This window comes from Polyangium sp. y55x31 (assembly GCF_029946505.1).
Classification (GTDB): Bacteria; Myxococcota_A; Polyangia; order Polyangiales; family Polyangiaceae; genus Polyangium.
The window spans coordinates 21,530-46,738 of record NZ_JARZHG010000055.1; the positions used below are offsets into that span (position 1 = coordinate 21,530).

Below are 25,209 nucleotides of genomic sequence, written 5' to 3' on the forward strand. Positions count from 1 at the left end.
GGGATGGTACGACGATGAACGACGGGCTCGACCGGTTTCGCGCGCACCTTTGTTATGACGAGCGCCTCGGCTTCTGGCTGGACACGAGCCGGATCCGATGGACGGAAGGCTTCCTCGACGCGCTCGAGCCGCGGCTTCAAGCGGCCTACGAGGCGATGGCGGCGGTCGAACGCGGCGCGATCGCGAACGCCGACGAGGGGCGCATGGTGGGGCACTACTGGCTCCGGGCGCCCGAGCTCGCGCCGGATCCGGCGATCCGTGACGCGATCACGCAGACGCTCGGCCGTGTGCTCTCGTTCGCGGAGGACGTGCACGCCGCGCGTATCCGCCCCGAGCGCGCGAGCCGCTTCCGGAACGTGCTGCTCATCGGCATCGGCGGCTCGGCGCTCGGCCCCGAGCTCGTCTCCGCGGCGCTCACGTCGCCCGCGGATCGCATGCGCGTGTGGTTCTTCGACAACACCGATCCCGACGGATTCGATCGGACCCTCGACGCGATCGGCGACGCGCTGCCCGAGACGCTCACGGTCGTCATCTCGAAATCGGGCGGCACGAAGGAGACGCGCAACGGGATGCTCGAAGCGGAGGCCGCGTATGCGCGACTCGGGCTCGATTTCGCGAAGCACGCGGTGGTCGTGACGGGCGAGGGCAGCGAGCTCGACAAGCACGCGGTGGCGCGCAGGTTCCTCGATCGGTTCCCGATGTGGGACTGGGTCGGCGGTCGGACGAGCGAGCTCAGCGCGGTGGGGCTTCTGCCGGCGGCGCTGCAAGGGCTCGACGTGGCGGACATGCTGCGCGGCGCGCGCGCGATGGACGAGGTGACGCGCTCCCGCGTGACGAAGAAGAACCCGGCAGCGCAGCTCGCGGCGGCGTGGCTCGCGGCGACGGGCGGCGCGGGCAAGAAGGACATGGTGCTCCTGCCGTACAAGGACCGGCTCGAGCTCTTCAGCCGGTACGCGCAGCAGCTCGTGATGGAGTCGCTCGGCAAGCGGCTCGATCGGCAAGGGCGCGAGGTGTGGCAGGGGATCAGCGTCTACGGCAACAAGGGCTCGACGGATCAACACGCGTACGTGCAGCAGCTCCGCGACGGGGTCGACAACTTCTTCGTGACGTTCATCGAGGTGCTGCTCGATCGCGCGCCGCAGCGAGGGGACCGCGAGGTGGAGCCGGGCGTGACGTCGGGCGATTACCTCTCGGGGTTCCTGCAAGGCACGCGGCGCGCGCTCGACGAGCGGGGGCGATCGTCGATCACGATCACGCTGGAGGCGCTCGACGCTTCCTCGCTCGGCGCGCTCATCGCGCTCTACGAGCGGGCCGTGGGGATCTACGCGGAGCTCGTGGACATCAACGCGTACCACCAGCCGGGCGTGGAGGCGGGGAAGAAGGCGGCGCAGGCGGTGATCGATCTGGAGCTGCGCGTGCTCGCGGCGCTCCGCGCGAAGGCGGGGACGGCGCTCTCGCTCGCGGATGTCACGGCGGCGGCGGGCAGCGACGATCCGGAGACGGTGTTCTGGATCCTGCGGCATCTCTCGGCGAACCCGCAGCGCGGCGTCTTGCGTGTGCGTGGTCAGGGCGCCGAGGCCGAAGCGGGTTCGCCGCTCGACTGGATGTGGATGGTCGCCGCCGCCAAGTGAGGCGGCGTTGATCAGAAGTGGAGACGCACGGCGGCGGAGCTGCCGCCCACGAGCAGCTCCGGCTTGCCCGGGAGCGCCTGCGCGCGCTGGAGGTACTTCTCGGGCAAGAGGATGCCAGCCGCGATCATGGCCGCGCCGGTCATCTGCGTGAAGCCGTTCAGCAGCATGAAGAACGTGTAGACGTCGTCGTCGGTGCTGCGCGGATTCGGGAACTCCTGCGTACGCGCGTTCTCGACGCCGAGCGAGATGAACGGGCCGAAGATCGGGACGAGGAGCGGGCCGAGGGTCTCGGCGTCGCGCTCGTTGTCATCGAACGCGAAGGCGCCGCCGACGAGGGCGGACAGGCCGTACGGCACCGCGAACGTGACGATGCCGCCGACGACGAGGCTCCGGGTCGGCTGCACCTTCAGCTCGTAGCCCGGCAGGAGGATGTCGCCCTCTTCGTACTCGATGCGGCGAGGCAAGACGGGCAGGCTCGGGTCGTCCATCGGAGCCCACATCGCCGGGGGCTGCTGCGGCGACGGGCTGTCCCACGTCTCGTTACTGAGCCTCGGCTGCTTCTTGCGCTTCTTCGGCTTCGGCTGCTCCTCCGTCGACTCCGCGGCCTCGGTCGTCGGAGCGGGCGGCGGAGGCGGCAAGGGCGCGGCGCTCGTGGTCGAGGGCGGCGCAGGCGGAGGCGGCAGGGGCGCGGCGGCCGTGGATGACGACGGCGGCGGCGCGGCGGGGGCAGGCTGCGCGCTCGCGGGGAGCGCGGAGGCGAGGCCCAGCGAGAGCGCGGCGAGCGGCGCGAGGCGGCGCGCGATGCCCGGGATCGACGTGCGCTTGCTACTTTCCATCGACGGAGTCCCTTTCATCGTCGATCCACGGCTCAGAAATGCCACCGGAGCGCCGCGGCCCGCGGGCCGACCATGACCTCGGGGCGCGGATCGAAGGCGAATTCGTTGGGCGTGCGCGAGATGAACTTCTCGTCGGCGAGCATGCCCGCCACGAAGAGCGCGGCGCCCGTGGCCTGGCCGAGGCCGTCGAGCATGAGCATGAAGACGCCGACGCTCTCGGCATCGGAGGTGCCGATCGCGACGAAGGGACCGATGACCGGAATGAAGAGCGACGTGTAATAGCCGGAGGCGATGCCCTCGTTGCCCACGAAGGAGCCCGCGAACAGGACCGACATCCCGTAGAGCGGCGCGAACGTCGCGATGCCCGCGGTCGCCATCTTGTAACGGGGCCTCGTCTCGATGCCGTAGCCGGGCGGGATCGGATCCCCTTCCTTGTACGGCAGACGCGAGGGTCCGAAGATCGGCGGCGGCGGATAGGCAGCGCGCGGCGGATAGCCTGGCGGCGCCGCGCCCATCGGCTGCTGCGGCGCCGCGCCCATCGGCGGCGGAGGCTGCTGCGGCATCACTCCGGGCGGCGGTTGCTGCTGCGGCGGCATGGCGCCTGGCGTCGGCTGCTGCTGCGGCGTCACGCCGGGCGGCGGAGGCGGAGGCGGAGGAGCGCCCTGCGCCAGGGAGATGTTTGCAGCACCAAGGATCGTCAGCGTGGCACCGACGGAGAGGATCGTTCGTCGCGTCGTCACATCGTCCCCACGAGGCCCAGGCCTGCGCCATGCGGGCCGAACCGGAGAGGCATCACGGTCACGGAGGCGTCGAGCTCGGATCGGACGAGCCGCTTCTCCTGGGCGACGATGCCGGCGATCAGCATCGCGATGCCGCCCGCTTGCGCGAGCCCGTCGACCGCGAGCCAGAAGGTCCCCGGGCCCTCGGAGTCGAGCGTGCCCATCGCGATGAAGGGCCCGACCGCCGGGATGTAGAGCGGCCAGAGCTCCGAGCTTCGCGAGACGCTGTCGCCGATCGAGGCGATCATCGCGGAGAAGAACCACGGGACGCCGAACGTGACGGCGCCGCCGATGACGAGGCCCTTGCGGATGCGGCTGTCGACGCGGTAGCCGGGCGGGATCGGATCCCCCTCCTCGTACGCGAGCGTCGCCGGGAGCGAAGCGCCGGGCGCACCGTATCCATAGCTGTTCGGCCCGTACCCGGGCGGCGGCGGATACCCCGGCGGCGGATAACCCGGCGGCGGATAACCTTGCGGATACCCGGGCGGCGGCGCGTACCCCGGCGGCGGATACCCCGGCGGATAACCTTGCGGATACCCGGGCGGCGGCGCGTAACCGGGCGGCGGCAGCGGCGCGCCCTGCGGCGCCGCGGGCTCGTAGCCAGGAGGCGGCGGAGGCGGAGGCGCCGAGGTGTCCGGCGAGCCAGCCGGCGGCGGCGGAGGCGCGGGCGCCTGCGCGGCCGCGAGCTGCGAGGAGACACCTACCGCGACGAACAGCGCCGCCGCGAGCGCACGAGGAGCTCCCTTCGTTGTGTTCGCCTTCGTCTTCCCCATACCGCAGCCTCCGCCCTCGCGCGTGATGCCTGCACGCGCGTAAAAACGGAGAATACGTGAGGCATCCAGGAGGTCAACGCGGCTTTTTCGTCCCCGATCGGGGCGTCAAAGCCTCGGCGCGGAGCTCTCGCGCGCGCCGCTCGACGAGAGACGGCGCGCGTGCGCGGGCCACGGCCCACACGGACGCGGGCGCGAACGAGGCCACGCGTCGCGCCTCGACGAGCGCGTCGGGCCCGGCGAGATCGAGGTCGGGGACGAACCCACGCGTCTCGTCGTAGTCGCCGAGCGGATCCACGACGGCGCGCGTGCCGAGCGTGATCAAAAGGCGCGAGCGCGGGAGCACGAACGACGCGACCTCGCCCACCGCCATGCTGCCACGCGTGCGCTCGCCCGCGACGAGGAGCCCCGGGACTTGCCGCGCCAGCGCGACGAACATCTCGCACGCCGACGCACAACCGCCGTCGACGAGGATCACGCCGCGACCCGCGAGCGGCGCGGGCGCCGTGCCTTGCAGGATCTCGCCCTCGCGGACGATCTCCACGCGTCCTTCCCCGCGCGCGGCGAGATCCTCGGCGAGCCGTTCGAGCAGCGTGATGTGTTCGAGGAACATCGCGCGCCCGGCCTTCGGGACGTCTCCACGCGCGAGGCGCCGCTTCGCCGCGTTCACGCGCCCGAGGGCCGCGGTCACGGACTGGACCTCACGCGTGCCGAGCGCGTGGATCGGACCGTGCGCGAGCGCGAGCAGGAAGCGCTCGGCGAAGGCGTAGTTTCCGCCGCGGTTGCCACGCAGATCCACGACGAACGCAGGCGCCTCATGGAGGCGCACGGCGAGCCGAGGCAACGTCGCGAGCGCCTCGGCCGCGGCCGTTTCGAACGTGCGCACCGCGAGGACCGGCACCTCCCCCTCGACGAGCTCCACGGGCGGCGCGGAGCTCGGCGGCGGCGCGGCGGGCGCCGGCAATGCTTCGAGCCGCAACGGTTTTTCGCCGCCGTGACCGAACGCGAGATGTCCGTCGTCCGCGCGGAGCAGATCTCGCAAGAGGATCGCGAGCTCGAACGGGGACCAGGTCGCGCGGCTCTGGATCAACCGGCGCGCGTCGTCGATGCGCGCGCGCGGCGGCAGGGGCGCTTGGCCCTCGGGCGCGGCGTACGCTTCGGCGAAGACGTCGAGCGCGAAGTCGAGATCGGCCTCGGCGAGCGCGGACGAGACCTCACGCGGCTCGGCGTCGAAGTCGCTCGGGCTCGCGGCGAGCGCCGCGAAGGTCGGAGAGAGCGTCGTGGAAGCGCGCGGGCTCCGCTCGGGAGATCCCCAGGATCCGGCGCACCCGGCGAGGGTGAGCCCGAGGATGAGGAGGCCTCCGTGAAGCAAGGCGCGCATCGTCCGCGAGGGTGCAACGACGAGTGACCTCGTTGCAACGGCCTCGCGACGATGCGGTGGGGCTGAAGACGGGAAGGGAACGTATTTCTTGCGGAGAGGACGCGAGGCGTCCCCTTCGGGACTACGCCTGCGCGGCGAGGGCCTTGTAGGCCTCGGCCCACTTCTTCCACTGCTTCAGGCGCGTACCGGGCTTGCGGTTCTTCGCCTTGGCGCGGGACTCCTTGCGGGCGATCTTCTCGAGCAGGTGCTGGTGCTGGCGGCTGGGACGATGCATGCGCGCGATGCTGGTCCAAGCGCGCTTGCTTCGCAAGCCCGTCGAGCAGGGGCAGAAGAAGGTGCGGCGCGGCCCGGATCGATCTCCGGTCAGCCGCCCCGGCTGCCCTTCTCGCCTTCGTCGGGTCCGAGTCGGCCGTACGTATGAATCGCGCCGATGAGGAGGAAGAGCGCGAGGAGCGTCAGGACGGAGCCGATGTCGATGACGCTCGTGTCGTTCGGGTCGCTCGGGCGCAGGCCCACGAGCCCGAGCCCGACGAGCAGCGCCGTGCTGCCCACGAAGAGCGCGCGCCGCGGCCCGGTCGCGCGCTCGGACTCGCTCTGCACCAGACTCCCGATCTTGTCGCCGAGGCTCACTTGAACTTCTTGGTCTTCGCGTACGTGATGAAGTCGCGCACGTCACGCGTCAGCGTGCGCTCGGCTGTGATCGTCGTGAGCTCGTGCGACTCGCCGGCGAGGTCGTCGTAGCGGTAGTTCGCCTGGTAGAGCAGCACGATGCGGACCTCGCCTTCGGGGCCGACGCGCTCGAGCCGGAGTTTTTCATCGGCGCCGTTCGGCGGCTTGATCGCGTCGCCGAGCTTGTCCTGGTCCTCGTCGGAGATGTACGCGATCCCGAACTCGTGGCCGTCGATGCTCACGTCGACGCGCAGGGGCTTGCCGCTCCGCAGCTCGACATCACGGGCAGGCGCCGGCTGCACGCCTTCCTGGGCGACGGCGCGACGGATGACCTCGATCGCGCGGCGCTCGTCGAGGGTCCTCGTGGGGTTCGGCGCGCGGACCGGCTCGGGTCCGCATCCGAGGGCGACCGCGCCGAGGGTGGCGGTCGCGACAATCGGCCAGATGGTTCGCAAGACGGTAGCCATGAGCGCCATGAGAGTAGCCAACCAGGCCGCGCTCCGCTACTTCTCCCGCCATGGCTCGCCTCGCGGCGATCGACATCGGGTCCAACGCCATCCGGCTTCGCGTGGTCGACGTGGACCCGCCTCTGATCACGGACGACGGACCTCGGTTCTACCCCTTCCGCGACGTGCTCGTCGACCGCGCGCCGGTGCGGCTCGGGCACGACGTCTTCACGAAAGGTCGGCTCGAAAACGGCGTCATCGGCGCGGCCTGCGAGGCGCTGAAGCGGTTTCGCGCGGCCATGGACGCGGCGAAGGTCGAGCGCTACCGGGCCGTCGCCACGAGCGCCGCGCGCGAGGCGCAGAACGGTGACCTCTTCGTCGAGCGTGCCGAGCGCGAGAGCCGCGTGCACGTGGAGATCATCGAGGGCGTCGAGGAGGCGCGCCTCGTGCAGCTCGCCGTCGTCGAGCGCATCGCCATGGGACAGCGGCGCTCGCTGCTCGTCGACATCGGCGGCGGCTCGACGGAGCTCACGCTGCTCGAAGGCCGCCTCCCCGTCTTCTCGCGCTCCTTGCCCGTCGGGACCGTCCGGCTGCTCGAAGCGTTCCTCGAAGGGCGCGGGCCGATCGACATCAGCCACAGAAAGCTCCTCGAAGAGTACGTCGACCGCGTCTGCGCCGACGCCTTCCGCGAGATCGAGGACGCCTCCGACGAGCCCGTCGACGTCGTCATCGGCACGGGCGGCAACATCGAGACGCTCGCCGACCTCTGCCCGATGCCGATCGCCTTCCCCGAAGGTCGCGCCATCGAGGTCCGCGCGATGCGAAGGCTGCTCGACGAGCTCTCCGCGAAGAGCGTGGACGAGCGCGTGAGCGCTTATGGCCTGCGGCCCGATCGCGCCGACACGATCGTCCCTGCAGCGACGGTGCTCTGCCGCGTCGCCGAGGCGTTCGGGCGAGAGTCGATCACGGCGCCGGGCGTGGGGCTCAAGGAAGGCGTGCTCGTCGACCTCGCGCGCCAGCACTTCGTACCGCGTGACTTCGGGGGCGAGGCGACCGCGGTGAGCGAGGCGTGCCTCCGGCTCGGGCGTCGCTACCACTTCGACGAGGCGCACGGCCTGCTCGTCGCGCGCTTCGCGACCCGCCTCTTCGACGAGCTCGCCACGCGCCACCGCATGAGCCCGCGCGACCGCATCCTCCTCCATGCGGCGGCGCTCCTGCACGACGTCGGCGACTTCGTGCGGTACGAGGGGCACCACAAGCACAGCTACTACCTCATCGTGCACGCCGACCTGATGGGCCTGTCGCCGGCGGAGCGCGAAATCGTGGCCAACGTCGCGCGCTACCACCGCAAGAGCCCGCCGCAGCTCGACCACGAAAACTTCCGCACGCTCTCGCGCGAGGACCGGGCGAAGGTGAAGGCGATGGCCGCGATCCTCCGGATCGCCGACGCGCTCGATCGGGAGCACCGGGCCAAGGTCGCGGGGGTCAGCGGGCGCATCGAGGGCGACTCGCTGGTGCTCGAGCTCTCGGGCACCGAGGACCGGTCGCTCGAAGAGTGGACCGTCGGAGCGAAGTGCGGGATGTTGAAGGACGCGCTCGGGCTCGACGTGCGTATCGTGGACGCGGCGACGGGCGCGTCGCGGACGCCTACGACGGTGCCGCCTCCCTCGCGGAAGACGCCGATACCGACGCCGCGGAGCTAGCAGCCTGTGGACTTATCTGCTGCGCGCCCCGAATCGTCGGTCGACATCGCTCGAAATCCTTCAGGATTCCTCGCTCCGTCGCCCTAGCTTCGGGGCGCTCGCGACGATGATTCCACAGGCAGCTGACGCCCGCGGGCCCTTCGAAAACGGGTGTTACGGGAAGAACCCCGGCTTTGACGCGCGCGAGGTTGTCCGGGCGTTCAGCGCTTGCGGCGGCCCTTTGCAGCGGGTGCCGGCGTGGCCGGGGCGGCGGGGGTGGCGGGCGCGGCTTTGGCGGCGGCTTTCGCGGGCGCCTTTGTCGCGTTCGGCTTCGCGGCGGCGTTTTTCGTCGGCGTGGCCGTCTTCGGGGCGCGACCGTTCGGCCCGAAGACGAGCTTGCGCAGCGCGGCGGCGGCCTTGTCGGTGTCGCCGCCTTCGCTCGCGCGCACGTGCTCGACCACGGCGGCGAGCGGCTCTTCCTCGGGGAACATGAGGAGCACGAAGGGCGGGACGCCGAGCGCCTTGGCGGCGGAGACCACGGTCCCGACCGTGATCAGGACGAGCCCACGCTCCACGCTCGACATGTGCCCCTTGGACAGACCACTTTCGTCGGCGAGGGCCGCGAGCGACATGCCGCGCTCCTGGCGAAGATCACGGATTCGGGCCCCCACCTTGGCGGCGACGGGCTCGGGAGTCGGACGACGGGGCATGGTTTTTCCACCTCGAACGTTGCGCCCCCGGCGTGCCGGAGACGCGGAGAAGACCAGGGCAAAACGCGGCGGTTCGTCGCGGCCGTGTTCGCGTGGGACGAACTCTACCATGCCGTCCTTGCCCGGTTCAACGTCCCCGTAGGACGCGCATGTCCCGACAACCCGCGCCCGCATTTTCGCCCTACTCTGGTCCCCTCCCCCGCCGGGACGGCTTGCCGAAGAAGAGCTCCCGGAGCCGCTCGGCCGCGCGGAGCACGTCTCCGCCCTCTTCGCGGATGAGGCTATCGAAGCACTCGGTAAAGGGTTCGTCCTCCTCTCGCATGCACACGAGGAACGGAGGCACGCCGAGCGCTCTGCCCGCTGCGCAGATCGTGCCGACGCTCATGACGGCGAGACCATTCTCCAGGTTGGAGACGTGACCCTTCGAGAGCCCGCTCGCCTTCGCGAATTGCCCGAGAGACATGTTCTTCTCGCGCCGGAGCTCGCGTATTCGAGCGCCGATCTGGGCGGCCATCGGGTCCGGGATACGACGTGTAGGCACCGGATTGCACCTCGAAACCGTTTTTCCTGCCAAGCATGCGATCGACCGTCGACCGCTCGCTACCGTCTTCGAAGATTCGGTCGGTCGACCCAATGGGATCAACCACGCCAAACCACTTACCATGACAGGAGCGGTTTCCCAATGTTCGAACGCATTTTCGAACCTTCGAAAATCGACGCGGGGGGCATTCATTTCCCCAAATGAAAATCGGGTTCGACACATGAAACACGCCGGGCCTGCTTCCAGGGCACGCCGGACGCGTCGAAACATGCGGGATTCCAGGGCAAACCCCCGCCGAGCCCCCACGCCCTCGACGCGCGTCGGCGGTTGTCAGGCCAAGCAGGCCCTACCCGGGTCGGTCACACACGACGCCACCCCCGCCGCCGGCAGGGAGGCCTCGTACGACCCTCACATGATTCTCTTGACTTTTCGCTCTACTCGTGGAGCGAGCGTTTCGATGCGCCGCGACCGCGCTTCTTGCCGAGCCTGCCGCTCGTGCGCTCCTCGATGACCGAGCTCACGCGCCGCATATCGCCGCCGTACGCCTGCCGGATCTCCTCCAGCACAGCCGAGAGCGGATCCTCGTCGGGAAACGCCAGCAGCACGAACGGCGGCACATCGAGCGCTTTCGCCACCGCGACGACCGTGCCCATCGTGACGCGCACCCGCCCTCGCTCCGCGCTCGACATCTGGCTCGGCGTCAAGCCTCCCGCCTCGCGCAAGCTCGCGAGCGACAGACCTCGCTCGAGCCGGAGATCACGCATCCGCGCTCCGAGCTTGCCGGCGTAAGGCTCCGGTTGCTCGCTCGTGATGTCCGCGCGCTCGCGGGCCGCCGCCCGCATCTTCGATCCCTGCGCCTGCGTTTCGCTCGACGTGCGCTTCATCGTGACCCGCGACAAACCTAACACGTTCTGCGGGGCCACGTGCACGCGCGATCGAAAAACCAAACCGGGTCCACGCGAGGTTGGTCCGTGACCCGGTTTTTCGGGCCTAACCTCATTTTTTAACAGACGACCTCGGGGCGCCCGAAGAAGCCCGCCCCCCCTCGGGCCCGCCGGTCGGTCAGCCGAAGAAACGAACGAGCTCGGAGACGAACGCGTCGTGCGCCTCGATGTGCGGCGAATGTCCGACGCCGGGCAGGATTTCTTCGCGGTAGCTGCCGCCGTTCTCCTTGTAGGCGTCGAGCACGGCGCGCGTCTGCGAGACCATGGGCTGCGCCGGGTAGATCTCGTCGCCCGGCCAGCCCGGGATCGCGCCGAGCTTGCCGAGGAAGCCAAAGTCGAAGAGCGACGTGTCGCTGACGATCTGATCGCCGTCGCCACGGATCCAGAGGACGTCGTGCTTCGGCGCGATCATCGCGAAGCCCGAGAGGTTCACGTACTTCGGCGCGAGCGCGTTGTTCACGCCGCGCGTGCCGGGCGCGACGGTGGGCCAGTTCGGAGACGAGGTCGTGTCGCCGGGGTAGTGATCGTCGTCGACCACCATCTTCAAGATCTCCGCGACGAAGAGCTCCTCGCGATCCTTCTCCACGCGAAACGGTGGCTTGAAGTAGAAGTCGTTCATCACCTTGCGCGGCGAGAACGCGCTCTCCTCCGAAGCGTCGCGCTCCTTCAGCCGACGCGCGAACTCGGGGTTCGCCGTGCCGCCGCCAGAGCCCGCGAAGTCCGCGAAACACGGCTCGCCGCTCGTGCCCTTCGTCCCGCCGAACCCGTACGGCGCCATCGGCGCTTCGAGGACGATCTTGGCGACGAGCTCGGGGTGATCCATCGCGAGCTGCATCGCGACGCCGCCGCCGACCGACCAGCCGACGACGTGCACCTTGCCCTTGATGCCGAGCTCCGGGTGCTGGAGGAGCGCCGCGAGGTCGTCCGAGAAATCACGCAGGCCGCGCGTCGCGTCGATGGGCGCGGGCTCGGAGTCGCCGTAGCCGCGGAGGTCGGCTGCGATGGCGCGAAAGCCCGCGGGGAGCGCGGCCATCGTCTGCTCGAAGAACCGAGCGGAGGAGCAGTTGCCGTGGATGAAGAGGACGGGCACGCCGTCCGCGGGTCCGCTGACGAGCACGTGCGTGCGAAGGCGAGGCGTCTGGATCTTGATCGAGGTGATGGCGGTCATGAGCTCCTCGGGTTTTTCGGGCCAGAGGAGAGGATGCCTTCAACGCTCGCCGGTGAGAAGATCATAGAGGCGCGGCGCGAACGCCTCGGCCACGCAGTGCTCGACCTCGTCGGAGGTGCCGAACCGTAAGGCCTCCCGCGCGACGGCCTCGGCCTCGACGAGCGTCACGCGCCGGAGCGCCTCCTTGATCTCGGGGATCGCGGCGGCCTCCATCGAGAAGTCACGCATGCCGAGGCCGACGAGCAGGACCGCGGCGAGCGGATCACTCGCCATCGCGCCGCAGATCGAGACGGGACAACCCCATCCCTCGCCCGCGCGCACGACGCTGCGGATGAGCCGCAGGATCGCAGGATCGAAGGACGACGCGAGGTAAGCGAGCGAGCGGCTCGTGCGATCGACGGCGAGCGTGTACTGCACGAGGTCGTTCGTGCCGAGGCTCATGAAGCTCGCCTCCTGCGCGAAGAGATCCACGAGCACCGCGGCCGCCGGCACCTCGACCATGATCCCGAGCGGGATGTCGTCCGCGCAGGGCAAACCACGCGCCTTCACCTGCTCGATCGCCTTCTCCAGGAGGACGCGCACCTGCCGGAGCTCGGAGAGGCTCGCGATCATGGGGATCATGATCTTCACCTCGCCGTATGCGCTCGCCCGGACCATCGCGCGCAGGTGTTCGAGGAAGACCTCGGGCTGCGAGAGCGCGAGGCGCACGGCGCGTAAGCCCAGCATCGGGTTCATCTCGGGCGGGAGCTTGAGGCTCGAGATGAACTTGTCGCCGCCGATGTCGAAGGTGCGCAGCGTGACGGGCATCGGGCGCATCGTCTCCACGACGGCGCGGAAGATCTCGAACTGCTGATCCTCGGTCGGCGGCAGCGATCGATCGATGTAGAGGAACTCGGTGCGATAGAGGCCGATGCCCTCGGCGCCGTGATCACGGGCGAGGATCGCCTCGGCCGGGAGCTCGACGTTCGCGCGCAGCGTGACGCGCACGCCGTCCTGGGTCGTCGCTTCACGATCGCGGGAGACCGAGAGCTCGCGCGAGAGCGCGGTGTGCCGCTCGCCGCGCGCGCGCGCCTCGTCGAGGTCGCGCGGATGCGGGCGCACGAGGACGCTGCCGCGCAGGCCGTCGACGACGACGAGGTCTCCGCCCGAGATCCGCGCGAGCGCGTCGGTCACACCAACGACGGCGGGGATCTCCAGCGCGCGCGCCATGATCGCGGTGTGGCTCGTCCGCGTGCCGACCTCGGTCACGAAGCCGACGACGGGCTGGTTGATCATCGCCGCCGTGTCCGCGGGCGAGAGGTCGTGCGCGACGACGATCGATGGGCCTTCGAGGCGGAGGTGCTGCTGCTCGGGCACGGTCGTGCCGAAGGCGCGCAGGATGCGATCGCCGATGAAGAGCACGTCGTGGCTGCGCTCGCTCAGGTACGGATCGTCGAGCGCCGCGAGCCGCTTGGCGATCACGTCGGACGCCTCGGCGACGGCCCACTCCGCGGCGCGCTTCTCCTTCTGGATCTGGTGACGCACGGCCTCGGCGAGGACGGGGTCGCCGGTCATGAGCACGTACGCTTCGAGGATGGAGGCCTCGGCGCTGCGCTCGGTGAGGCGCTGCGACATCTCGCGCAGGTCGCGCTGCGCGCGCGCGACGGCCTCCTCGAAGCGCGCGATCTCGGTGTCGACCTCCCCCGAGCCGATCGTGCGCCGCGGGCAAGGCGCGCGGCTCTTGCCGAAGACGACGACCTTGCCGATCGCGACGCCGGGCGAGCCCGCGATGCCGCGGAGCACGTCACTCGGTTTCGAGGGAGGCTCCGTGTTCATTCGGGCTCTCCGAAGCGATCGGCGATGAGCTTGCCGATCGCCGCCACGACCTCCGCCGAGCCCTCGCCGCGCGCCTTCACCTCGATCACGGAGCCGACGCCGCCGCAGAGCAGGAGCACGCCCATCACGCTCTTCGCGTTCGCCTCCTGCCCGTCGGGCCCCGCGACCGTGACCTCGCACGGATACTTGCCGGCGAGCTGCACGAGCTTCGTGGCCGCGCGCGCGTGCAAGCCACGTGCGTTGACGATCGTGAACCGCCCCGTCGCGCTCGCGTCGCTCACGTCTTTCCCCCTCCGCCGTCGGGGGGGCGCGGCGCCCCCTCCGCGCCTTCGGTGGCGCTGCGGCCTTGCGGATGTGGATCGGGCTCGGGCTGCGCGGTGTGCTCCGCCCTGCCGACGTCACGATGCACGACCGAGATGGGTAGCTCCACCTTCCTGCGTAGATTGTCGGCCAAAACCTCGGCGAGCGCCACCGATCGATGGCGCCCTCCGGTGCAGCCGATGCCGATGGTCAGGTAGCTCTTCCCTTCCCGCTCGTACCGGGGGAGCGAGAACACGAGCAGCGACTCGATCTTTTCGAGAAGCTCGGACGCTTCGGGGCTCTGCAGGACGAAATCTCGCACCGCGGGGTGGCTCCCGGGCAGCCGCCGTAGCTCCGGGACGAAATGCGGGTTGTCGAGGAACCGCACGTCGAAGATCAGATCCGCATCGACCGGGACGCCGAACTTGAAGCCGAACGAGACGAAGCGCGTGGACATGCGCGGCGCCTCGGCCTTGCCCGGGCCGAGGTGCGCGATGATCTGGCGGCGCAGCTCGTGGACGCTGAGGCGCGTCGTGTCGAGATCGATCGTGGCGAGCGCGCGCAGCGGGGCGAGGCGCTCGCGCTCGAGATGCACGCCGTCGAGCACGGCGAGCCCGCCGGCGCTGCCGGGCGCGCGCGAGGCGGCGGCCGAGAGCGGGTGTGGCCTGCGCGTCTCGTTGAAGCGGCGGAGCAGCGCCTCGTCGGTCGCGTCGAGGAAGAGGATGGCCATGTCGCGGCCCTCGGCGATGCGCGTGAGCGTGGGGCAAGCGCCGTCGAGGAAGGCCAACGCGCGCACGTCGATGCCGAGGCCGATGCGGCGGATGCCGCCGGACTCGCAGGCATCGATCGTGGCGGGCACGAGGGACGTCGGCAGGTTGTCGACGCAGAAGTAGCCGAGGTCTTCCAGGGCATGGAGCGCGGTGGACTTGCCGGCCCCCGAGAGCCCGGTGACCACGACGACGCGGCTCTTGTCGCTCATCGATCTCGCCTCCCTCCGCTCATGAGCGCGCCTTCGAGGTTGCCGAAGAACTCGCGCGCGGCGTGGTGCCCCGCGTTCTTGAGCAATTCGTTCCGCGCCGCGACCTCGATGATCGTCGACATGTCGCGCCCCGGGCGGACGGGGATCACGAGCTCGCGCACCTTCACGCCGAGGATCGTGTGGTACCGGTCTTCGAGGCCGAGCCTGTCGTACTCGACGTCCTTCGACCACTCGACGAGCTTGATCACCACGTCGATGCGCTTGCGCTCGCGGATCGCCGTCACGCCGAAGAGATCCTTCACGTTGAGGATGCCGAGCCCGCGCACCTCGAGGTGATAGCGGAGCAGGTGCGCGGCCGCGCCGAAGACCATGCCCGGCGGGCGGTAATCGCACTCGACGACGTCGTCGGCGACGAGGCGATGTCCGCGCATCACGAGGTCGAGCGCGCACTCGCTCTTGCCGATCGCGCTCGGGCCGGCGAGGAGCACGCCCACGCCGAAGACGTCGACGAGCACGCCGTGCATGCGCACGCGCGGCGCGAGCCTGTCGTCGAGCAGCGCGTGCAGCGCCGTGATGGTCACGCTCGATCGCTCCGCCGATCGGAGCAGCGGCGTCCCGGACGCCTCGGCCGCGGCCACGAGCTCCGGCACCGCGGGGAAGCCGCCCTCCGCGGGGGCTTCGGCCTCGCCGCGCGAGGCGCGCGTGACGATCACGCAGCAGAGATCACGCGCGAAGAGATCGCGGAGCTTCTTCGCGCGGTCCTCGCCTTCGAGCGTGTGCAGAAACGAGAGCTCGGTCTGGCCGAAGATCTGGATGCGCGACGCGGAGATGCCGTGGAAGTGCCCCACGAGCGCGAGGCCCGACTTCTGGATACGCGCCGACTCGATGATCCGATCGAGGCCCGCTTCGCCCGCGACGAGCTCGAGCCCCACGCCGAGCCCGGGATCGGCGAGGAGCGCACGCACGCTCATCGAGGGGCGCGGGGCCGGCACGCTGCGCGGGACCTCTTCCGTCACGGACCCCTGCCCTCCTCGGCGGCGATGATCGCGAACGCGTCGGCGCCGCTCGGCGCGAGCAAGAGGCGCTTGCGGAACTCGTCATCGCGCAGCAGGCGCGAGACACGCGCGAGTGTCTTCAGGTGCTCGCCGGCGGCGCGCTTCGGTCCGACGACGGCGAAGAGGATGCTCACGGGCGCGCGGTCGATCGCGTCGAAGTCGATCGGGTGCGGGCAGAGCAGGACCGCGCCCACGTGCCGATCGAGGCCTTCGAGCCCGCCGTGGGGGATGGCCACGCCGCCGCCCACGCCGGTCGACTGGAGCTTCTCGCGCTCGACGAGCACGCGCTCGATCTCCGCGACCGGCGTGACGGGGACGAGGCCGCGGGCGAGCAGCTCGGCGATGCGGCGCAGCGCCTCGGGCTTGGAGCGGACGACGCCCTCGGCCTCGTTGGCCACCGAGACGTGGTCCGCGCTCAGGATCTCGAGAACACCCATGATCGTGCCGGGGGGGTTGGGAGAGCGGGGCGTGCGCCGCCTGTTGCGCCGCGGGGCCGCCGGAGGGGCGCCCGCGCGGCGCTCGGCTGCGCCGTGGAGTCGATCGTTACGTGGTCCCCCCCGGTGCCTCGGCGGAGGCACGGGCGAGCCCTACTACGGAAAGGCTCGCCTGGCGAGGGCGTACAGCGTGGAAGTCGCCTTCAGTCGCGGGCTCGCCCCTCGGCCGCCTCGTGGGCCTCGGCCGCGAACTCGGCCGCGCTCGTCCCGCCGCGCTTCTTCGCCATGCTTGCCGTCTTGTCCGCTTCGATCTGGCGATCGAGCTTGTCGATGACCTTGTCGATCGAGGCGTACATGTCCTGGCTGCGGACCGTGGCGTGGAACTGCTGGCTGCCCGAGGAGATTCGCACGTCGGCGATGTGATCGAGACCCTCGACGGACAACGTGACCTGCGCGGTCATGGCTTGACGAAGGAACCTTTGCAGCTTGGCAATCTTGTCATGCGCGTACTGCTTCACCGCGTCCGTGCCCACCATGTGTCGGAACGTGATTGCGATGTTCATCGAAGGCTTCTTCCTTTCCTTCCGGGGCGAAGCACCAGAGGTGCGCTCGTCACCAGCGCCACCGCTCATCGTACCACCGCAGGTCGCGTGGACGTGCGTTGATAAGATGCGCCCGAGGCGTCGCAACGATGCCGGCCCTCGGCTCGTGACCTCCGGCGTGACCACCACGTTTGCCGGGCCACGCCTCGTTCCGATCGAGCTGCCGATTCGCCGCATGTCCTCGACGCAACCCACGATGGGGCCCGGACAATCCCACGCGCAGGCTTTCGCCCTCAGGTCGCGGAGTAACGAGAAAGCACGAGCGGGTGGGCTCGAAAACCCTCGGGAGAGGCTTCGAGCGCGATCTCTCCGTCGAGGAGGAGGACGGCGCGGTCGCAGAGGCGCAGGGCCGCGTCAACGTGATGATCCGAGACGAGGACCGCGGCCCCGGCGTCGGCGAGGGCACGGAGCCGCTCAGCGACGCGCGTCGCGCCGAGCGGATCGACGGCCGCGAACGGCTCGTCACAAACGAGCACGCGAGGCGCGGCCGTGAGCGCTCGTGTGATCTCCAGGCGCCGCCGCTCGCCGCCGGAGAGGCGCGCGGCCTGCATGTCGAGCAGGCTGTCGAGGCCGAGATCACGGGCGATCGTGATCACGTCCGGCGCGCCGTGCGGACGGGCGCGTCGGGTCAGGCCTTCGAAGACGGCGAGGTTGTCGCGGACCGAAAGATCGGGCAGCACGCTCGGCGTCTGCGGGACGTAGCCGAGGCCGCGACGCGCGCGCTCGTACAGCGGCAGGCGCGTCACGTCTTCGCCGGCGAGGACGACCTTTCCTTCGAGCGGGGAGAGCTCACCGACGAGCACGCGAAACAGCGTGGTCTTGCCGGCGCCGCTCGGGCCGAAGACGGCGACGACCTCGCCGGGCCGCGCTTCGAGCGAGGCGCGGTGGAGGAGCGTGCGACCCGAGAGGCGCACGGTGAGGGAGGAAGCGAGGAGCGACATCGAGCGCGACGGAGACGAGCTTAGCGGTGAGCTGGTAGGGTGCGCCCGTGGCTTTCCTCTACGCGCTCTGGAAGGAAGCGCTCCTCGCGCACACGTTCTGGCTTCTCACGGCGCTCGTCATCGCGCTCGTCGCGAGCCGGTTCGACACGTCGAGCGAGCCGCGGCTCCGTCCGCTCGGCTTCTTCCTCTCGATGCACGTGCTGTCGCTCCTCGGGGCGGCGGCGCTCGTGGTGTCGGGCTCGTCGTTCGTCGACGAGATTCGCATCCCGGCGGCGGTGTTCGGCGGCGTCGCCTTCGTGGGCGCGGCGGCCGTGCTGCTCTTCCACGTCGTTCTGCCGCGCCTGCGCCTGCATGCGCCCCGCATCGTCGAGGATGTGACGGTGGCGATCTTCTCGGTCGTCACGGCGGTGACGATCACGAGCCGCGCGGGCATCAACCTCTCGGGCCTCATCGCCACGAGCGCGGTGCTCACCGCGATCCTCGGCTTCTCCTTGCAGGACGTCATCGGCAACATCGCCGGCGGCCTCGCGCTCCAGCTCGACAACTCCATCGAGGTCGGCGACCGCATCAAGGTGAACGACGTGAGCGGGCGCGTCGTGGAGATCCGCTGGAGATACACGGCGATCGAGACGGGCAACTGGGAGACGGTGCTCGTGCCGAACAACGTGCTCATGAAATCCCAGGTGACGGTCTTCGGCCGCCGCCAGGGCAAACCTTCGTATCTGCGCCGCGTGATCCATTTCAACGTCGATTTCCGGTACCAGCCTTCGGACGTCATCGACGTGGTGCGGGACGCCGTGAAAAACGCCAAGATGCCGTTCGTCGCGGAGGACCCCGCGCCGAGCTGCGTGCTCCTCGATCTCGGCGAGTCTTACGGGCGTTATGCATTGCGGTACTGGCTCACCGACCTCGACATGGACACGCCCACCGACTCCGACGTGCGCACGCGTATCTTCTTCGCGCTGGAGCGCGCGGGCATGCACCTCGCCATCCCCGCGGCGTCGGTGCTCGTCACCGAGGAGGCGAGCCGGGCGGCGCAGAAACACGCGAAGCGGCTTTCGAGGCGCAAACACCTGCTCGAAATGGTGCCGCTGTTCCAGGCGCTCTCGGAGGCGGAGCGGACCGAGCTCGCCGAGCAGCTCAAGTATGCGCCGTTCACGCGCGGCGAGATCATCGCGCATCAGGGCGACGCCGAGCAGCATTGCTTGTATCTCGTCGAGGACGGCACGGCGGCCGTACGCATCTCCGAGAACGGCCGGCAGCTCCCGGTGAAGAAGCTCGGGCCCGGGAGCTTCTTCGGCGAGATGTCGCTGCTCACGGGCACGCCGCGGCTCGCCACCGTGGTCGCCGAGACCGACGTCGAATGTTTCCGGCTCGAAAAAGGACCGTTTCAGCGCGTGATCGAAAAACGCCCCGAGCTCGCCCGGGAGCTCGCCGCCGTGCTCGCGCAACGGGCCGAGGAGCTACGGGCCGCGCGGGAAGGCGTCGATGTGGCGAGCGAGGCCGCGCCGTCCGTCGTGAAGGCGGAGCGGGATCTGTTCGATCGAATTCGAAATTTCTTCGAGCTAGGAGCGCCGTAGGGGCGGGAGCGGCTGCGGGAGCGAGCTCAGGGATCACGCTCGGGGACGGCGATCGTACCGTCGTGCTCGCATTCGGCCCCCCACCCACCTCCTGCCTCGCGACCCACGCGTCTTTCGCGTACACGCGGCTTCGCGACCGACATTCCGCTATGCATCGGACAATCGACACGGTATGTAGTCACCGACGCACGCGCCGCGTGCTTCGGTAGCATGCCGCGGAATCATCCCCTCTATCGATAGGATGTTCGAAAAGAATCGCTCATGAAATCCCCTCTTGCCATGATCCTCGTCACCCTCGCGCTCACCGGCGCGACCGGCTGTAACAAGAAGGCGCAAGCTCCCGCGACGGTCTGGTACGAGCTTTCTGGCACCGACGGCAACCTCACCGGCTTGACGGTCATCATCGGGAGTGAGCGGAAGACGTTCGCGAAGGACGCCTATGGGGCCACCACGATCAAGGCGTCGGCGACGCTCCCGGCGACTGGCCCGAGCGTGCTCCCGACGTTGGCGGTGGAGCTCCCGACCCCGTGCGGGACCAAGACGATCGCCCTCAGCACGAAGGAGACAGCGGCCGAGGAGGAGAGCCAGCGGAAGTCCGAGGGCCATTCCGTGTACCTCAAGGTGACCCCCAGTTCGCCCATCCCGCGCGCTGTCGACATCTGGATCGACAGCACGGGCGACGTGGCGCTCGGCTCGCTCACGCTGAAGCAAGGGCAAAACCGCGTCTACGAGCTGGAGTGCCAGCCCTCCCTGGAGCTCCGATCGGGGGGCAACGTCCTCGGACCTCTCCCCAAGGTCGACGGTTCGGCGACCAAAGCGGTCTTCGTCACGACAAAAGACCAGTGCTACGTGTATCGGGGCGTGTCCTACAGCAAGGACCCGTCCGCTGCGAGCAGCGCTGGCACCATCCTCAAAGGCAAGCACGTCTACGAGCTGGACGAGAACGTCGACCACTTTCTCACCCCCGCGCCGTCAGCCACGCGCGGCGAGAGCTACCGCATGGAGCTCGTCCCCGTCGCGTGCCCTTGAGGAGGACGTCACGAAACCGGCTGTCGGCCCCGCGAGTTCCGGTCGAGGAGCCGTCACGCTACCAGGGAGCGCGGGGTTAGGCGTTCCGATCAGCTCGCCTGTCTCGCCTGGGTAAGGGCCGAAGAGCCGCGCGGTGCGCTCCGCCACCCCAGGGGAGGTAGTGGCCGGATAGCGTCCCCTGCGAGCGCGCGACGCCCACCGATCCCGCACATCTTCCTGGAGGCAGGCGTCACCGGGTTCGACTGGATCCTGATCCGCGTCGTCGAGGAATGACCCCGGTTTGAGCTCGGCCCGTTCCGTAAACAGAAGCGAGACGTGCGTCAGCCGAGCACCGAGAGCACGATCGCCGAGGGGCGCTCGGGATCGTGATGCACCGTCTGGTCCGCAGGGACGAGCCGCGTCGCGGTGGCGAGCGGCTCACCGCTGCCGGGATTGCGGGCGAAGCGCGGGTGCGCGCCGCTCGATACTTGCAGGCGAATGCGGTGGCCGCGGCGGAAGCGGTGCGCGGTGGGCCATAACTCGATCGTGATGGCGAGCGTGCCGTCGGGCCTCGGCGCGGGGCGGCCGGGGACGAGGCGCAGGATGCCGTCGCAGAGGTTCACGGATCGGCCGGAGGGATCGACGTCGCAAAGGCGGACGAAAAAGTCGGTGTGCGCGAGGCTCGATTGCACGAAGAGTTCGGCCGATACGGGGCCGATCACCTCGACGGGTCGGTCGAGCGGGGGGGTCGTATAGGTCAATACGTCGCGCCGCGCTTCGAGGGCGCGGTTGTCCTGGGGCCCGCTCTCGTCATTGAGCAGGGCGCCGCCCACGGACGGGGTGGGGTCGGCGGGATCGTAGCGGTAATGGTCGGGCGGCGAGGCCGCGGGGGGTTTTGGCGCGAGGCCGCGGTTCGGCTGGAGGTAATAATGCTCGGTGTGGACGCCGGGCGGGGGCCAGCTCGGGTATTCACGCCATTCGTCCGCGCCCATCACGTAAATGCGCACGGGCGCCTCGCGCAGGCGGCTGCGATCGCCGAGCAGGTGCGCGCGGAACCAGGCGAGCGACTCGCGAATGCTCTCCTTGAAGAGGGGCCTCGACGTATGGGACCAGGGCCCGATGGTGAGGTACGGCTTCTGGCCCGCCGCGACGAGCGCGGCATAATCCCGGAGCTGCCAGGGCAGGAAGATATCGTAGAAGCCGCCAATGAAAAGCGCGGGCGCCGTCACCTCGGCCACGGCGGCGCTATGGTTCGCCTTCGCCCACCACGGGTCGCCCGGGGCGTTGTGCTCGAGCCAGTCCTGGAAAAACCCGACCCGATGACCGAGGACCACCCGATCCGCCTCGGCGAGCGGCAGGCGCGCGAAGGCTCGGTCGAACGAGCGGCGCGCGGCGAGCCGGGCGAGCACCTGCTCGTGGAGGGGTTTTTCCTGGATATGGACGAGGTGCGTCCAGCGCAGCATGGCATCCAGCGAGAAGGTCTCGCCGGGATATTTGAAGTCGCGGAAATTGGAGAGCGTGATCTGGGGCGACATGGCCTTCAGCATGGCGCCCGCGTCGCGGGCGATCGCCCATTGCACGAAGCCGAGGTAGCTCGGTCCGAAGGTGGCGATCTCGCCCGAGAACCAGGGCTGCTCTTTCAGCCAGGCGAGGGTGGCGAGGCCGTCGTCCTTTTCGGTGCGGAAGGGGTCGAGCACGCCGCCGGAGCCGAAGGTGCCGCGGCAGCTCTGGATCAGGACCGAGAAGCCGCGCTCGGCGAAGGGCCGGCCGAGCATCACGCCGAGAGGGCCCGTGCGCCCGTAGGGAGAGCGGACGAGGATGAGCGGGCGCTTTTTTTCGTCGCGCGGAGCATGCCGATCAGCAAGGAGGACCGTGCCGTCGGGCATGGGCACCCGGAGATCACGCTCCACGACGATGTCGCGTGTCTCGGCGGGCGGGAGGTCGAGGAGCCATTCGAGGAAGCGGCTCGGGAGTGTCTCGAGGTCGTTCACGTCTCCCATGGAGACGCAGGGCCGGGGCGGATGCAAGGCCATAGCTGGATTTGCTCGACACGAACCTGCGGCGGGCCTGGGGCGAAGCTCGGGAGGAACATCGCAGACGCTTGCCCCCGAGCCCGCCTGGTCCCACGCTCCCCATGGAGGGAGGGGGACATGCAAAAAAGAATACACGGATTGGAGGAGCTGAGCCGGAGGGTCTGGGGGGACAAGATCCCCTTGGCCCTCGCCGCACATGCGCTCGGAGGGATCGGGCTCGGAATGCTCACCTGCAAAGGCACGGACGCGAGGCACCGGCGCGTTGCCTACGCGCTCGTCGGATTCTCCATGCTGGCGCACGTCTATGCGTTCACGACGATGCGCGTCGGGGAGCAAGAATCCGGAGGCTAGCGCATCCGGCGCAGGCAAGCGGCGAGCGCATCGAGCTCCTGCCTCGTATTGTAAAGCCCAATCGACGCGCGTACCGTGCTCGTGACCCCCAGGCGGTCCATCAACGGCTGCGTGCAATGGTGCCCCACCCGCACCGCGATTCCGCTCTTGCCGAGGGCGACGCCGATCTCCTGCGGGTCCATGCCATCCATGACGAATGCCAGGATGCTCGATTTCTCCCGGGCCGTGCCGATCAACCGGAGCCCCGGGATCTCCCGAAGCAGCTCGGTGCCGTAGGCGAGCAATGCCGACTCGTGGGCGAGGATCTCCGCGGGCCCGAGCGAGGACACGTAATCGATCGCCGCGCCGAGGCCAATCGCGCCCACGATGTTGGGCGTTCCCGCCTCGAACTTCTGCGGCGGCGGCGAAAACTCGGTCTTCTCGAATGTCACCGAGAGGATCATGAGGCCGCCGCCCTGGTACGGCGGCATCGCCTCGAGGTGCGGAAGCTTGGCGAAGACGACGCCGATCCCGGTCGGCCCGTATACCTTGTGACCGCTGAAGACGTAGAAATCGGCGTCGAGGTCGCGCACGTCGACCGGCATGTGCAGCGCCGCTTGGCTTCCGTCGACGAGCACCGGGATCCCGCGCGCATGCGCGAGGCGTACGATCTCTTTGACCGGATTCACGGTCCCGAGCGCGTTCGAAACATGAACGACCGAGACGAACTTGACGCGGTCCGTGAGCATTCGCTCGAAGGCATCCATGTCGAGCTCCCCGTCGTCGGTGATCGGCGCGACGCGGAGCGTGATGCCCTTCTCCTGCCGCAGGAGCTGCCACGGCACGATGTTGGCGTGGTGCTCCATGTGCGTGATGAGGACCTCGTCGCCTCGTTCGAGGAAATGCCGCCCGTAGCTGCTGGCGACGAGGTTGATTCCCTCGGTCGCATTGCGGACGAAGACGATCTCGCGCGCGTCTCCTGCGTGGATGAAACGGGCCACCTTCTCCCGCGCGGCGTCATAGAGCGCCGTCGAGCGCTGGCTCAGGGCGTACACGCCCCGATGGGTGTTGGCGTAGTCCTCGCTCATGAAGCGCGTCATCTCGTCGAGGACGGCCCGCGGCTTCTGCGCGCTCGCGGCGGTATCGAGGTACACGAGCGGCTGCCCGTTCATCGGCCGCTCGAGAATCGGGAAGTCCCGCCGCACGCGCTCGACCTCGAAGGCGGATGCGCCGGCCGCCTCCCGGACGATCTCCTCGTTCGCCCCCATGACCTCTCCTCCGCGACGGTAAGCCGGGTATCGGACCGCCGCAATGCTCAAGCGAGCCCCGTGCCAGGGCCCGCGGCTTGGCCTCGCTGGGTACGGTGCGTGCAATCACCCTGGGCCATGCGAACGGATCACGCGCCGATGCACGATTTTCGCAGGCGATGGGCGCCCCTTGGCGTCGCCATGGCCGCAGCCGCGTCGTTGCTGCTCGGCTGCCGTCTCGAACGCCACACATCCGGGCGCCTGCGTCATCTTTCACGCGCACGCCCGCGCCTTGCTCAGGCGTGTCGCGCCGCGCGGAGGTACCCTCTCGAAAACGGGGGCCTCTCATGCGACACGCCTTTTTCGTTTCCGCGCTCATCCTCCTCGGCGGCTGCGCCGCGTCGCGCCCGCTCGTCGACGTCGAGCATTCCGAGATCATCGATCTGACGCACACCTTCGACGAGCACACGCTCTACTGGCCGAACGCGCCGAGCGCCTTCGAGCTCAAAGAGCTCGCCCACGGACGGACGCAGGCGGGCTACTTTTACGCGGCGAACGCCTTCTGCACGCCGGAGCACGGCGGGACGCACATGGACGCGCCGATTCACTTCGCCGAGGGGAAGATGACCGCGGCGGAGGTCCCGCTCGCGCGGCTCATCGCGCCCGCCGTCGTCATCGATGTCGCCGCCAAGGCAGCGGAAAACCCCGACTACCGGCTCACCGCCGCCGACGTCCACGCGTGGGAGTCGCGGCACGAGCCCATCGCGCCCGGGACGATCGTGCTGCTGCGGACCGGCTGGGGAAAACGTTATCCCGATCGGAAATCATATTTCGGCGATGACACGCCGGGCGCGATCGACAAGCTTCATTTCCCCTCTTATGGGGAGGACGCGGCGCGTCTCCTCATCGGCGAGCGGCACGTCGGCGCCATCGGTGTCGATACGGCGAGCATCGATTACGGTCCGTCGCGCGAGTTCATCGTCCACCGGATCGCCGGCGAGGCCCAGGTGCCGGGGTTCGAGAACCTCGCGAACCTCGATCGTGTGCCCGAGCGCGGCGCGTGGGTGATCGCGTTGCCCATGAAAATCGAACGCGGGACGGGCGGGCCGCTCCGGATCGTGGCGCTCGTGCGGAAGTGAACCGTTCGCTCTCCGACGAAAAGAACCGCGCCTATTACATGCGCTTCTTCGGCGCGTGACGCCCTCCCTGCCCCGAGGGCGTGCTAGCGTCGCCGCCATGCGCGCGCGCTTCTCGACCTTCCTGGCACTCTCAATCCTCGGCTGCGGCGCGGCCCCCGCCCCGGGCCCCGCCACACCTCCCGCAACAAA

General features: G+C 69.4%; 26 protein-coding genes. 6 read left to right on the top strand and 20 right to left on the bottom strand.

Annotation, left to right across the window (positions count from 1 at the left end):
* The first annotated feature begins 14 nt into the window (after nt 1–14).
* Entirely contained in the window at nt 15–1,631 is a 1,617-nt protein-coding gene (locus QHF84_RS46590) for a glucose-6-phosphate isomerase (RefSeq protein WP_281320101.1), read from the top strand.
* Between the two features lie 11 nt (nt 1,632–1,642).
* Here the strand turns inward: QHF84_RS46590 and QHF84_RS46595 are convergent, their stop codons facing one another.
* The 7 genes from QHF84_RS46595 to QHF84_RS46625 all read right to left on the bottom strand — a co-directional run bounded on the left by QHF84_RS46595 (nt 1,643) and on the right by QHF84_RS46625 (nt 6,533).
* Nucleotides 1,643–2,467: a hypothetical protein gene (locus tag QHF84_RS46595; RefSeq protein ID WP_281320102.1), complete on the bottom strand. Its 825-nt coding sequence runs from the start codon at nt 2,465–2,467 to the stop codon at nt 1,643–1,645.
* A gap of 32 nt (nt 2,468–2,499) precedes the next feature.
* Nucleotides 2,500–3,207 carry a hypothetical protein gene (locus QHF84_RS46600; RefSeq protein WP_281320103.1) on the bottom strand — a complete coding sequence of 236 codons (708 nt, stop codon included), beginning with the start codon at nt 3,205–3,207 and terminating at the stop codon, nt 2,500–2,502.
* Entirely contained in the window at nt 3,204–4,019 is an 816-nt protein-coding gene (locus QHF84_RS46605) for a hypothetical protein (RefSeq protein WP_281320104.1), read from the bottom strand. Before QHF84_RS46605 ends, QHF84_RS46600 begins: the two co-directional genes overlap by 4 nt.
* Before the next feature lie 73 nt (nt 4,020–4,092).
* Nucleotides 4,093–5,397: a S41 family peptidase gene (locus QHF84_RS46610; RefSeq protein ID WP_281320105.1), complete on the bottom strand. Its 1,305-nt coding sequence runs from the start codon at nt 5,395–5,397 to the stop codon at nt 4,093–4,095.
* A gap of 121 nt (nt 5,398–5,518) precedes the next feature.
* Nucleotides 5,519–5,671 carry a hypothetical protein gene (locus QHF84_RS46615; RefSeq protein WP_281320106.1) on the bottom strand — a complete coding sequence of 51 codons (153 nt, stop codon included), beginning with the start codon at nt 5,669–5,671 and terminating at the stop codon, nt 5,519–5,521.
* Nucleotides 5,672–5,760: 89 nt separating this feature from the next.
* Nucleotides 5,761–6,027 carry a hypothetical protein gene (locus tag QHF84_RS46620; protein WP_281320107.1) on the bottom strand — a complete coding sequence of 89 codons (267 nt, stop codon included), beginning with the start codon at nt 6,025–6,027 and terminating at the stop codon, nt 5,761–5,763.
* Complete coding sequence (locus tag QHF84_RS46625) at nt 6,024–6,533, bottom strand: hypothetical protein (protein ID WP_281320108.1); 510 nt, start codon at nt 6,531–6,533, stop codon at nt 6,024–6,026. Before QHF84_RS46625 ends, QHF84_RS46620 begins: the two co-directional genes overlap by 4 nt.
* A 50-nt stretch (nt 6,534–6,583) precedes the next feature.
* Here QHF84_RS46625 and QHF84_RS46630 point away from each other — a divergent pair, with 50 nt between their 5' ends.
* Nucleotides 6,584–8,215: a Ppx/GppA phosphatase family protein gene (locus tag QHF84_RS46630; protein WP_281320109.1), complete on the top strand. Its 1,632-nt coding sequence runs from the start codon at nt 6,584–6,586 to the stop codon at nt 8,213–8,215.
* A 200-nt stretch (nt 8,216–8,415) separates the two neighbouring features.
* Here the strand turns inward: QHF84_RS46630 and QHF84_RS46635 are convergent, their stop codons facing one another.
* The 11 genes from QHF84_RS46635 to QHF84_RS46685 form a co-directional block, all read right to left on the bottom strand.
* Nucleotides 8,416–8,904, bottom strand: coding sequence for a helix-turn-helix transcriptional regulator (locus QHF84_RS46635; RefSeq protein WP_281320110.1), 489 nt, complete (start codon nt 8,902–8,904; stop codon nt 8,416–8,418).
* Nucleotides 8,905–9,085: 181 nt separating this feature from the next.
* Nucleotides 9,086–9,445 (bottom strand): helix-turn-helix transcriptional regulator, encoded by a 360-nt coding sequence (locus QHF84_RS46640; RefSeq protein WP_281320111.1) that lies wholly within the window; start codon nt 9,443–9,445, stop codon nt 9,086–9,088.
* Between the two features lie 434 nt (nt 9,446–9,879).
* Nucleotides 9,880–10,329, bottom strand: a complete 450-nt coding sequence (locus QHF84_RS46645) for a helix-turn-helix domain-containing protein (protein WP_281320112.1) — start codon at nt 10,327–10,329, stop codon at nt 9,880–9,882.
* A gap of 178 nt (nt 10,330–10,507) precedes the next feature.
* Entirely contained in the window at nt 10,508–11,557 is a 1,050-nt protein-coding gene (locus QHF84_RS46650; RefSeq protein ID WP_281320113.1) for an alpha/beta hydrolase, read from the bottom strand.
* 39 nt (nt 11,558–11,596) lie between these two features.
* The gene (gene ptsP, locus QHF84_RS46655; RefSeq protein ID WP_281320114.1) at nt 11,597–13,372 is read right to left on the bottom strand and encodes a phosphoenolpyruvate--protein phosphotransferase; all 1,776 of its coding nucleotides are present in this window, start codon (nt 13,370–13,372) and stop codon (nt 11,597–11,599) included.
* Nucleotides 13,369–13,653: an HPr family phosphocarrier protein gene (locus QHF84_RS46660; protein ID WP_281320115.1), complete on the bottom strand. Its 285-nt coding sequence runs from the start codon at nt 13,651–13,653 to the stop codon at nt 13,369–13,371. The genes ptsP and QHF84_RS46660 overlap by 4 nt, the downstream gene beginning before the upstream one ends.
* On the bottom strand, nt 13,650–14,651 hold the full coding sequence (gene rapZ / locus QHF84_RS46665; RefSeq protein WP_281320116.1) for an RNase adapter RapZ: 1,002 nt from the start codon (nt 14,649–14,651) through the stop codon (nt 13,650–13,652). Before rapZ ends, QHF84_RS46660 begins: the two co-directional genes overlap by 4 nt.
* Nucleotides 14,648–15,667 carry an HPr(Ser) kinase/phosphatase gene (gene hprK / locus QHF84_RS46670; RefSeq protein WP_281320117.1) on the bottom strand — a complete coding sequence of 340 codons (1,020 nt, stop codon included), beginning with the start codon at nt 15,665–15,667 and terminating at the stop codon, nt 14,648–14,650. Before hprK ends, rapZ begins: the two co-directional genes overlap by 4 nt.
* Entirely contained in the window at nt 15,664–16,143 is a 480-nt protein-coding gene (locus QHF84_RS46675) for a PTS sugar transporter subunit IIA (protein ID WP_281320118.1), read from the bottom strand. Before QHF84_RS46675 ends, hprK begins: the two co-directional genes overlap by 4 nt.
* 200 nt (nt 16,144–16,343) lie before the next feature.
* Complete coding sequence (gene raiA / locus QHF84_RS46680; protein ID WP_281320119.1) at nt 16,344–16,703, bottom strand: ribosome-associated translation inhibitor RaiA; 360 nt, start codon at nt 16,701–16,703, stop codon at nt 16,344–16,346.
* A 272-nt stretch (nt 16,704–16,975) separates the two neighbouring features.
* On the bottom strand, nt 16,976–17,683 hold the full coding sequence (locus QHF84_RS46685) for an ATP-binding cassette domain-containing protein (RefSeq protein ID WP_281320120.1): 708 nt from the start codon (nt 17,681–17,683) through the stop codon (nt 16,976–16,978).
* A gap of 47 nt (nt 17,684–17,730) precedes the next feature.
* On the opposite strand from QHF84_RS46685, the gene QHF84_RS46690 reads away from it, so the two are divergent.
* Nucleotides 17,731–19,263 (top strand): mechanosensitive ion channel family protein, encoded by a 1,533-nt coding sequence (locus QHF84_RS46690; RefSeq protein ID WP_281320121.1) that lies wholly within the window; start codon nt 17,731–17,733, stop codon nt 19,261–19,263.
* A 261-nt stretch (nt 19,264–19,524) separates the two neighbouring features.
* Entirely contained in the window at nt 19,525–20,292 is a 768-nt protein-coding gene (locus QHF84_RS46695) for a hypothetical protein (protein WP_281320122.1), read from the top strand.
* A 320-nt stretch (nt 20,293–20,612) separates the two neighbouring features.
* Here QHF84_RS46695 and QHF84_RS46700 read toward each other — a convergent pair whose 3' ends face one another.
* Nucleotides 20,613–22,262 carry a CocE/NonD family hydrolase gene (locus QHF84_RS46700; RefSeq protein WP_281320123.1) on the bottom strand — a complete coding sequence of 550 codons (1,650 nt, stop codon included), beginning with the start codon at nt 22,260–22,262 and terminating at the stop codon, nt 20,613–20,615.
* A gap of 159 nt (nt 22,263–22,421) precedes the next feature.
* Between QHF84_RS46700 and QHF84_RS46705 the strand changes: the two genes are divergently transcribed.
* Nucleotides 22,422–22,655, top strand: a complete 234-nt coding sequence (locus QHF84_RS46705; RefSeq protein ID WP_281320124.1) for a hypothetical protein — start codon at nt 22,422–22,424, stop codon at nt 22,653–22,655.
* Here QHF84_RS46705 and QHF84_RS46710 read toward each other — a convergent pair.
* Nucleotides 22,652–23,902 carry a cysteine desulfurase gene (locus tag QHF84_RS46710; protein ID WP_281320125.1) on the bottom strand — a complete coding sequence of 417 codons (1,251 nt, stop codon included), beginning with the start codon at nt 23,900–23,902 and terminating at the stop codon, nt 22,652–22,654. The two genes, QHF84_RS46705 and QHF84_RS46710, sit on opposite strands and share 4 nt — an antisense overlap.
* A gap of 326 nt (nt 23,903–24,228) precedes the next feature.
* Here QHF84_RS46710 and QHF84_RS46715 point away from each other — a divergent pair, with 326 nt between their 5' ends.
* On the top strand, nt 24,229–25,020 hold the full coding sequence (locus QHF84_RS46715) for a cyclase family protein (protein ID WP_281320126.1): 792 nt from the start codon (nt 24,229–24,231) through the stop codon (nt 25,018–25,020).
* Nucleotides 25,021–25,209 lie beyond the last annotated feature (189 nt).